Below are 7,062 nucleotides of genomic sequence, written 5' to 3' on the forward strand. Positions count from 1 at the left end.
TCGTTTTATATTTGTCGGGCGCGATTGTTAAAAACGAACAATACAATCAATCCGCCCGCACCCAACTCACGATCGCAAACCGCATTTTCTGGGTACGATGAATGTAAGGTCGATCGAGCTTGTTGGTTGGGTTGGGCGGGTTTTCGAGATTGTTTGTTTCAGGCGATTATTGTTGGTGAACCCGCCCCTACAGCGAATGATTTTGAGGGAGATTTTGTGACGGGATCGAAATATTCGATCGCGCGCGCAGTAAGAATATAACCGCTGATTTCATACCTCTTAGGGATTAACTGAACCGTATCAATTTCTACCCAATCTCGTGCAAGTAATCGAAATTACCGTCTCCCACAGACTTTTTAAGCGTATTGATAATTTTCGTTGTATTATCGTAAGGCCCTTCAATATAATAAGGTTTTCCATTGCGACCGAATTTCAAGCTGATTTCGCTGGTTGATTCTCCTAAATGAGCCTTCGACTGCTCGAAATCGCGATGCGGTTCAAAGCCTAATGTTTTGGCATAGGCGATCGCGCCCCAAACCAGGGCTTGTGCTTCCTCTAAACTAATCTCCTCGTATTCTTGCCCAAACGGCGAGTAAGCATTCTCAACGAGATTTTGATATTGGCTATCGTTGCAGTTACGTGGCGGCATGGCATCCTTCACTCCCAAACACCAGTAGTCGATCAAATAAGAGGTAACAACAAAACGATTGTAGCCCTTGGAACGGGTAACCATCACTAAACCCAAACCGCCCGCTTCATTGGTTTCATTTCGCAACAAGGCATTCGCAAAATTTACATCGACGAGACATTGAGCAACGGGCAATAACTCTCCTTTTTCGGCGCTAGCGAGGGCTGTTTGTTCTGCCTGAGATATCAGAAAGGTACTGACTTCGGATGCTTTCAATCCTAACTTTCGGGCAATTTGTTTGGGCGTTAATTGGCGATCGCGCAGGTTGAGAATCTCTTGTTCTTGTTCGGGTTGCATGGTTTTTCTACTGCTGTCAGGGCAGGGTTCGAGCTGAGTAGAGCATTGTATCGCGATCGGGCGCGAAAGTACAGATTGACGTTGGTGACGAGGGTTGAGAAACCGGGTTTTTGCGACAAACTTCGTAACATTGCAAATATTCAGGAAAAAACCCGGTTTCTTAGATTGTGCGCGGGTGGCGATCAACCTCGGTTAGTCCGATAGTCCGCCAGGGGTTGAAACCCCTGTCTCATAGCAAAAGTCCTCTTAAAGAGGACTAAAGAGTTTTTCATTTTTATCTCGGATTTTCAGTCGGTTTCAACCGACTTTTGCTATTAGCCAGGGGTTTAAACCCCTGGCGGATGTGGCAACACCGCTAGAGTGCAAGCAACATAGGAAAAAACCGGGTTTCTTCTAATTTTGCGCTAATTCTGGTGGCTGGCCCATTAAGCCGGTCATCAAGCGCAAGGCTAAAAACCTCACTGGGGGAATTGTTCGCAAACACCACAATCCAAAGCGGCGAAATGCGACTATTGGCAGCCAAGTATTGGAAAATAATCTGTCTAAGAAATCGGTAAATCCTAATACGATTAAATTCTCTTTTTTGCGCCAGTTGTGATACCGTTTTAATACTCGCAAATCACCGATGTCTTCGCCTTTTTGGTGCGCTTGTTGCAAGATTTGGGCGATCGCCCCAGCGTCCCGAATGCCCATATTCAATCCCTGTCCGCCCACGGGATGGCAGCAGTGGGCGGCGTCGCCAATTAGCGCTAATCTGGGCAACACGTAGCGATCGCTCTGCATTAACTGCACCGGAAATAAAAAGCGATCGCTCTCCAACTCCAAACGCCCTAACAGCCCGCCCGTGCGGTGTTCCAACAAAGTCAAAAACTCTTTTTCATCCATTTGTTGTAAGGCTTTTGCTTCCGCGTGGGGTGCTGTCCAAACTACTTGACAGCGGTTCCCCGGTAATGGTAAGACTCCCATCGGGCCGCTCGGCCAAAAGCGCTCAAAAGCAATATCATTGTGCGGTTTTTCTGCTTTAATAGTGATAGCAACGCAGGATTGCCAGTATTTCCAGCCGCGAGTGCTGATGTTGGCTTCGCTGCGGATGCGCGATTTAGAACCGTCGGCGGCGACTAATAATTTAGTGCGAATTGTGCGAGTTTCGCCCTGTTGTTTGATTTGAATTTCGGCGGAATTAGTTAAATATTTTACTTCGACTACTTCCGCCGGACAAACCCAACTAAAATTCGGGTTTTTTGCTAAGGATTCCTGCAAAGCTGAGAGCATTACTCGATGTTCGCCAACGTAACCTAAAGCTGCTTGTGGTACGGGTAATTTGCCAGTATTTCCTAAATCCGGGCGGTGGAATTCGACGACACCGGGATAGTCGCCGTCGCAGAGGCTAATTTGCTCGAAGGTGGTGATTTGTGGCAAGATTTGTTCCCACACGCCGAGGCCTTCTAAAATCATTCCCGACAGCAGGGTGACTGCGTAAGCTTGTTTTTTGGCTGCTGCGGCTGCGGGGAGTTGGGTTTCAATTATGGCGATTTTTAAGCCGGAATCTTTGAGGGCACAGGCTAAGGTGGCGCCGACTATGCCGCCTCCGACGATCGCGATATCATAGTCTAATTCCGGTGTTTGGGTGGGGGCTGTGGTTGCAGAAAGTTGGTTTATGGGCATTTTCAAGGGATTTATTTAAGTGAATAATTATATTTACTCTTGTATTGTAAAGAATTATTTCGATTTTGGGCGATCGATGGAGACGGGGAGATGACTGTTTTGCAAGACTGCGGACAGTTTTCTGTGGCGAAACTAATCTCTGAGGTATGTAGTTGGGCTTTAGCCCTCTGCGCTGAAGCGCAACTACGTGCCTTTCGGAGCGCTGAAGCGCAACTACGTGCCTTTCGGAGCGCTGAAGCGCAACTATGTGCCTTTCGGAGCGCTGAAGCGCAACTATGTGCCTTTCGGAGCGCTGAAGCGCAACTATGTGCCTTTCGGAGCGCTGAAGCGCAACTACGTGCCTTAATGACTGTTCACCATTTCCTTTTCTTTGATGTTTTCTGTCGCCGCTGCTGATAGATTCTGGGAAATCGGAATCTCTATGATAAACTCTGCACCTTTTCCGGGGGCGGAAATACACTGCAATTTTCCTCGGTGTTTTTCAACTATAATTTGATAGCTGATTGATAGTCCTAAACCTGTGCCTTTGCCGACAGGTTTAGTAGTAAAAAATGGATCGAATAATTTGCGGATGACTTCAGGATTGATTCCCATCCCGTTGTCGGCTATCCGAATTGTTACTGTGTCTGAATTCGCACTGGTGTTAATCCGAATTGTGTTGGGACTAGCATATATTTCTTGGGGAGAACGCTTGCTGTTGTATTCTTCGAGGGCGTCGATCGCATTTGCTAACAGATTCATAAATACTTGATTGAGCTGACCTGCATAGCACTCGACTTTGGCGAAGCTGCCGTAGTCTTTGATAATCTCGATCGCCGGACGAACTGCATTCGCTTTGAGCTTGTGCTGCAAAATTACCAAGGTGCTTTCGATTCCTTCGTGAATGTCTACTCGCTTCATCTGCGATTCGTCGAGTCGGGAAAAGTTGCGTAAGGATACAACTAAGTCGCGGATGCGATCGGCTCCTACTTTCATTGATTCCAAAATCTTCGGAAAGTCTTCCATTAAGTAATCGATTTCTATTTCTTCGGCTACTTCGGCAATTTCTGGGAGGGGATTGGGGTATTTTTCCTGGTAAAGGTGGAGCAATTCGAGCAAGTCTCTGGCGTATTGGCTGGCGTGGGTGATGTTGCCGTAGATGAAGTTAATCGGGTTGTTGATTTCGTGGGCGACTCCGGCGACTAGCTGCCCGAGTGAAGAGATTTTTTCGGTTTGGATTAGTTGCGCTTGGGTTTCGTGCAAGTCGCGGAAGGCTTTTTCGAGCTGGGCTGCTTGCGATCGATATTGGCCTGCTGATTGCTTGAGTGCTTCCAAAACTTGGACTCGATCGCTAATATCTGTGTGAGTGCCCACCCATTCGCGAATGCTCCCATCTGCTGCTAAAACTGGCACTGCGCGCACCCAGAAGTAGCTGTATCTGCCGTCGGCGGCTCGCAAGCGGTGCTCGACTTCATAGAGATTTTTGGTTTCGACTGCGCGCATCCAAGCTTGCGCCGTCAACTCGCGATCGTCTGGGTGAATTGCCGAAAGCCAGTTTTCTGTGGCTTCCTCCAAGCTTTGGCCTGTATATGCCATCCAGTCCATCGGTGCGATCGGCTTTCCTTCGGCGTCTGTCATCCATACCAGTTGAGCGGTAGCGGCGATTAGCGATCGGTAACGTTCTTCGCTCAGACGCAGGGCTGTTTCGGCTTGTTGGCGATCGCTGATGTCGCGGGCGATGGTAGAAATGTATGCGAGTTGGCCGTCGGGTGCTGAGTGGGAGATGATGACTTGGCTGACGGGAATTTCGACTCCCGAGGCTGACACAAAGGCTGTTTCTCCGCTCCAAACGCCTTCTGAAATTGCGGTGGCGATCGCTTTTTGGAAGGTGCTGCGGGCTGAGGCTGCGGCGAATTCTCCAACTTGTTTGTTGGATATATCTTCGTTTTCGTCGATACCCACCATTTTTCTGCCTGCTTTGTTCATGTAAATAGCGTGCCCGTCGAGATCGCAGATACCTACAAAGTCGGGCGTTGCTTCGAGAATTGCTGCCAGACTTTTGTTGGCGACTTCGGCTTGTTTGCGATCGGTAATATCCCGCGCGATGGTAACTATACCGCTGATTTTTCCTTGCCCGTCTCGGTAAACATTTTTTGTAGAAAGGAATGTCCGCAATTTTCCTTGAACTGGCAGTTCTTCTTCCATCACTTGCGTTTTTCCCGCTGTGACGATTTGGCGATCGGTTTTGGTAATATTGTCCGCAATTTCCGGTGGAAATAACTCGCTGTCATCTCGGCCGATAATGTCGTCAAAAGACTTGCCAATGATGCTAGCTCCCGCAGCGTTCAGCATCATGTAGCAGCCGTGAATATCTTTGACAAATAGGGCTGTCGGCGTACTGTTGATGACGGTGAGCAAAAGGTTGTAGTTTTTTTGGAGCGCCTGCTCTGTTGTGTGAGAATCTAGAATTTGCTCCTGCAACTGCTCGTTAGCAAGTTGCAGTTCAAGAGTTCGTTTCTCAACTTGACTTTCTAAGTCTGATTTAGCTTTGAGCAGCCCCAGTTCGGCTCGATAGCGCCTCCGGTCTGCGGTGCAGAGAGTTTTCGCATTCTGCCAAATCAAAACAGTAAAAACGATCGCGTTCAATAGGCTTAACAGCGATATTCCTAGCTCCGGGGAGTAGGCTTGCAACCGCTCTCCGGAGATGATGAAATAACCGACTAAAGGCGGGATAATTATTGCCTGGGGCAACAAGCGCCTCGCCATGATGCCGCCCGCGCGATCGCTCGCAATTACTGCTATCACTCCTCGCTCTGGACTGGCAAATAAAATGCCGAGGCTCAGTAACATAAATGCTACGGAGGTGTGCAAAGCCATTCCTGTATGAGGGCCCATTGTGTAAAAGAAAGCTTTGCCGTAGATGTAGCCTATAAACCCCAGATATGCAATTAAAAATGCACAACAGCTTAAGGTTTGAATTCGCAGGTATTTGGGGCGGCGTGCTGACAGCATCAGCAGGGCTGTTCCCAGCAATAAAAAAGCAGCAGCAGTATTCGGCGCCATCCGTCCCGGTGCTGAGAGAATTGTGAGGTTAGAATTGTCTTTAAATAGGAGTTGATCGATGCCTAAATCTAAATTAAATTTATATTGAAATAGGGTGACGAAGCTAATTAATATAATTAAACTTGAGCAGGAAACAATTAAAGCTTTATCTATTTTTTGACGTTGAATTGTTGTTAACTTGTCGCGCTTGCGCTGTTGCATAAACAGAGACAATCCGCTCAAAATAAAGCAGACCGCAGTGTTGACTTTCATGGTCGGGAGTTCGGGAAAAATGCTCTTTAAGAGTTGCAGGTCGAAGATCCAACCCAACATGACTGTACAGCCGATCGCGATTACTGCAATACCAGCTTTTTTGGAAAAAGACTGAAGCGCAATAATTGGGGTTGAGGGCGGCTGCACTTGTTGTGCTCGTTCAAAAAATTCCAATTTCTCGCTCCCTCAAATTAGGTGGGTTTCTAGGTATTAAAGGTAACAATAAACACTCTACTTACATTGTTACCAGATATACCAAGCTGCTGAAGATATTGTTAAAACTGCGTAGATAGCACATAATACTAACGATCTTATCTAACTTGAGATAGAGTGTCAACTAAAGTAACCGGCTTTGATATATAAGGTATTCGTCATAATTCAATAATTTGTATTTATTATTACTTAAAACAAAAAATTATTTTTTCTTTCGGATTTGCCTTTATTCTTTGTTACTTATTCCTTGTTCCTGCGCTCTGGGAAAAAGTACGTGAAGCGTAGCTATCCCCTAGGGAATCGCCCTATTCATCTTCCGGGCAGAGTGTTTGTACTCACTCGTTCGAGGGGTAATGGTAGCGGATTGTGCGATCGACTCCAAGGGCTGCGCTAACGGCCCCAAAAACAAGCTACTAATCGGCGGTTGAAACCACTACTACACAAACAAAGTCCCTCTCTAAGAGACTCAAGAGAGGGTATTAAAGCCGGATTTGGTCAAATCTCAAATCAGATCGTGTCCCGTCGATTACCATAACAAAAACGGTTCGTAGTGCGGACTTTAGTCCGCTCTTAGATCCCACATTCCGCACTTCTTAACATAGTCAGAAGTGCTTTTACGAAAAACCGTTATTCCAGGGATTTTATCTGCAATTATTTCTCAATAACAATTATTGTACGGGAAATAGATAATAATTCTTCATAAAGAGCAATATATTTTAATAATCCTATAATCATTGCTGAACAAGCTTTACAGCCATTTATTCATATAAATTATCAGGATAATATTAAGAAGTGCGGAATGTGGGTTAGATTGCGGACTGAAGTCCGCACTACGAACAATTACCAATGACTACTGACTACTGATCGTGTCCCGTCGATTACCATAACAAAAACGGTTCCTAGTG

The 7,062-nt window shown here is 46.5% G+C and carries 4 protein-coding genes; 1 reads left to right on the forward strand and 3 read right to left on the reverse strand.

The window, feature by feature from the left end:
• Nucleotides 1-24 precede the first annotated feature (24 nt).
• Nucleotides 25-261 carry a hypothetical protein gene (locus JGK39_RS27255; RefSeq protein ID WP_293298005.1) on the forward strand — a complete coding sequence of 79 codons (237 nt, stop codon included), beginning with the start codon at nucleotides 25-27 and terminating at the stop codon, nucleotides 259-261.
• 46 nt (nucleotides 262-307) lie between these two features.
• On the opposite strand, the gene JGK39_RS27260 is transcribed toward JGK39_RS27255, so the two are convergent.
• The 3 genes from JGK39_RS27260 to JGK39_RS27270 form a co-directional block, all read right to left on the reverse strand.
• Nucleotides 308-985: a DNA-binding response regulator gene (locus JGK39_RS27260; RefSeq protein WP_293256861.1), complete on the reverse strand. Its 678-nt coding sequence runs from the start codon at nucleotides 983-985 to the stop codon at nucleotides 308-310.
• Nucleotides 986-1,378: 393 nt separating this feature from the next.
• Nucleotides 1,379-2,650, reverse strand: coding sequence for an FAD-dependent hydroxylase (locus tag JGK39_RS27265; protein ID WP_293298002.1), 1,272 nt, complete (start codon nucleotides 2,648-2,650; stop codon nucleotides 1,379-1,381).
• Nucleotides 2,651-2,992: 342 nt separating this feature from the next.
• Nucleotides 2,993-6,118: a PAS domain S-box protein gene (locus JGK39_RS27270; protein ID WP_293297999.1), complete on the reverse strand. Its 3,126-nt coding sequence runs from the start codon at nucleotides 6,116-6,118 to the stop codon at nucleotides 2,993-2,995.
• Nucleotides 6,119-7,062 lie beyond the last annotated feature (944 nt).

Origin of the sequence: Microcoleus sp. PH2017_12_PCY_D_A (assembly GCF_020738565.1) — a bacterium.
In the GTDB taxonomy this organism is placed as follows: Bacteria; Cyanobacteriota; Cyanobacteriia; order Cyanobacteriales; family Microcoleaceae; genus Microcoleus.

Coding starts and splice junctions, on each gene's coding strand:
- JGK39_RS27260 (WP_293256861.1), bottom strand. CDS start 985: ATGCAACCCGAACAAGAACAAGAGATTCTCAACCTGCGCGATCGCCAA.
- JGK39_RS27265 (WP_293298002.1), bottom strand. CDS start 2,650: ATGCCCATAAACCAACTTTCTGCAACCACAGCCCCCACCCAAACACCG.